Below are 3,068 nucleotides of genomic sequence, written 5' to 3'. Positions count from 1 at the left end.
GTCACCGCAAATGCAATCATCCGCGATAAAAAACCATTCCATCCATGAACCAATAACACAGTTGCCGGCTCGGGGGCCGGGTGATGAAGAAAAAGGCCGCGATGACGAAAGCAAAACACCCCCACCTCATTGGATACCGGCCAGATCCTATGGCAAGGGCGTGAAGCGAATGGCCTGTCCGCCGCCGGGCCGAAGATCGAGCATCAGGCTTTGATCGGCTGTTACCTTATCCTCCACAATCTCGAAAGGCTGGGGATTATGGAGCCAATGGGCTGATGCGCCATCCTGATAGCGGGTGGCCCGATAGCGCACCCCGGGTTCAAGAAAATCGAGGGATAAGGGGATTTGGCGCGCCTCTTCATCGCTGATCGCCCCCACATACCAATCTTCGCTGGCGCGATCCTTCCGGGCCATGACAAAATAATCACCGATCCTGCCATCAAGGGCGCGGCTTTCCGACCAATCTGCAGGCACATCTTTTACAAACTGGAAGGCCGGATGCCCTTCATAATTCTCCGGCAGATCAGCCGCCATTTGCAGGGGGCTGTAGATCACCACCATCAGGGCAAGCTGTTTGGCGAGGGTGGTTGAAACGCCATTGTCCTCATTGGGGCCAAAGCGCAGATCGAAAATGGCAGGTGTATAATCCATCGGGCCTGCCAGCATCCGGGTGAAGGGCAGGATGGTTGTGTGATCGGGATGATTGCCCTGGGCTGCGTGGCTCCAGGCATCATATTCGCCGCCCCGCGCCCCTTCGCGTGACATCATATGGGGATAAGTGCGGCGCAAGCCGGTGTCTTTGATCGGTTCATGGGCATTGATGGCAATTTTATTACGGGCCGCCGTTTCCATAACTTTCGAGAAATGTTCGACCATATACTGGCCATGATGCCATTCCTTGTGATCCAGCCGGGTGCCCACATAGCCGGTTTTCACTGCCCGCATGCCGTGCTTTGCGTTGAATGCAAAGGCTGCATCAAGCTGGGCTTCATAATTTTGGATATTGGCGCTGGTTTCATGATGGCCGATGATCGGAACCCCCATTTTGCGGCTATGGGCGGCAATTTTTTCGATATCGAAATCCGGTGTTGGTTCGGCAAAGCGGAACAGCTCGCCATTCTCGTACCAATTGCCATCCCAGCCGATATTCCAGCCTTCGATCAAAACACCATCAAAGCCGTGTTTGGCGGCGAAATCGATATATCTGATGGCGTTGTTCGTTGTTGCCCCATGCTTTTCGCCGGTTTCCCATGTGCAGGTACGGATATGCATACACCACCAGATGCCGATATATTTTCCCGGCTTGACCCAGGAAACATCGCCCAGCTTATTGGGTTCATTGAGATTGAGAATGAGCCGGGAATCAGCCAGTTGATAAGCTTTTTCGGCGATCTGGATGGTCCGCCACGGAGTTTTTGCCGGTAAAGTGGCATAAACCCGTACACCATCGGCCCAGGGCACCAGATCGGCTTTCAGGGTTTGGCCATGCATGGCGGGGCGGCGGAGAGCCATACTGGCATAATCCACCAGTGCGGCTTCGTGAATGCTGAGAGCATAATCAGTGGCTTCAAAGGTGGCGGGCGTGTGGATCACATCGAGGCTATCGACCGAGGATTGGGCATATTGATATTCATAGCGATTGTCTTGGTAGGCAGGAATCCACCATGCCTTAAGATTGTCATGAAAGCTGAATTCGGTCAGTTCATCCATGATCTTGACATCTGAAGCCCCATTTTGCCGGGGGATTTCATAGCGAAAGCCCACACCATCATTGAAAACGCGGAAGGCGACCGTCATTTCGCGGTCATCATCATGGATGGATTTGAAAACAACACGCAATTCATGATGCTGATCGCGGATGCGCGCTTCCTCGCCCCATGGCTGTGTCCATGTGCTGTCATGGCGGCTGTGCTGGCTGCTGGCGATTTTCAAATCTTCTGCCAGATCGGGAATATCTGCAAAATCAAGGCCCAGACGGCTGAAAGCGATCACCGGCTTTTGCTGATAAAAAACCCGATAGCCGGGCTTTCCATCGATGCTTTCAACACGGACCCGTATTTTGCCATCGGGGGATGCGATCTCTGCTTCCGTAACTGAAGCTGATTCAGAACGCGCCATGGCGTTCAGGGGCAAAATGAAAAGGCACAAGGCGCTGAAAAGGCGCATGAACTGATAAACGCGGCTGCCTGATCGGGCCTTTGTTCCCGTTTTAGATGATGGCTGCATCCCCTGTCCTTTCCTGAATATCTGATATTTCTATCCGGTCAGAGACTCTGACCCTTTGCACGCATGATAGCGGAATTTGTTAATTCTTGCAAAAAAATGTGATTGCACTATGATTATTTTTCATTTTTTAGTTCTAAATAGTCACAATAGACTGTTTATAAAGCTATAAAATGGGAAGAGAATTTTTGCAATTTTTTGTAAGATGATAGAATGACTGCGCATGAAGCTCTCTCGGATCGTTTGATCAGAAGAATTGCCATTATTGGTGGTGGAACGGCCGGTTGGATGGCGGCGGCGGCTTTGTCAAATGCTTTGAGGCGATCTTGTCGTATCAGGCTCATTGAATCCGATGCCATCGGCACCATTGGCGTGGGCGAGGCAACGATTCCTCCCCTCAAGATTTTCCATCAGTCTTTAGGGCTTGATGAGGCAGATTTTCTGCGCCAGACCAAAGGCACATATAAGCTCGGCATTGATTTTCATGGGTGGGCGCAAGAGGGGGCGCGCTATTTTCATCCTTTTGGCTCCTTTGGTGTCGATTTTGATCGGGTGCCGCTTTATCACCATTGGCTAAAGGCGCGGGCCGCTGGCGACGACACGCCTTTTGAACATTTTTCCATGGCCTGGACCATGGCGCGGGCGGCAAAATTTGAACGTCCCATACGCGATCCTCGCCTTGTGCAATCAACTTTTGATTATGCTTTTCATTTTGATGCGGGGCTTTATGCGGCGATGCTGCGGGGCTATAGCGAGGCACGGGGGGTCGAGCGCCTTGAAGGCCGTGTGGTGGATGTGAAGCTGCGTGGGGAGGATGGCTTCATTCAATCGGTTTCATTGGAAAA

General features: G+C 52.1%; 2 protein-coding genes. One reads left to right on the top strand and one right to left on the bottom strand.

Features of this window, described 5'->3' with window-relative positions; all coding sequences use genetic code 11:
* Window positions 1–147 precede the first annotated feature (147 nt).
* A complete protein-coding gene (locus QK300_RS13460) occupies window positions 148–2,226 on the bottom strand; it encodes a glycoside hydrolase family 97 protein (protein ID WP_281302219.1) in 2,079 nt (692 codons plus the stop codon).
* A gap of 210 nt (window positions 2,227–2,436) precedes the next feature.
* On the opposite strand from QK300_RS13460, the gene QK300_RS13455 reads away from it, so the two are divergent.
* Window positions 2,437–3,068: FAD-dependent oxidoreductase (locus QK300_RS13455; protein ID WP_281302218.1), on the top strand; the 632-nt coding region annotated here is incomplete at its 3' end.

Origin of the sequence: Iodidimonas sp. MBR-22 (assembly GCF_029946565.1) — a bacterium.
Taxonomy (GTDB): Bacteria; Pseudomonadota; Alphaproteobacteria; order Sphingomonadales; family Rhodothalassiaceae; genus Iodidimonas; species Iodidimonas nitroreducens.
This window is presented reverse-complemented; position numbering and strand designations above follow the sequence as displayed.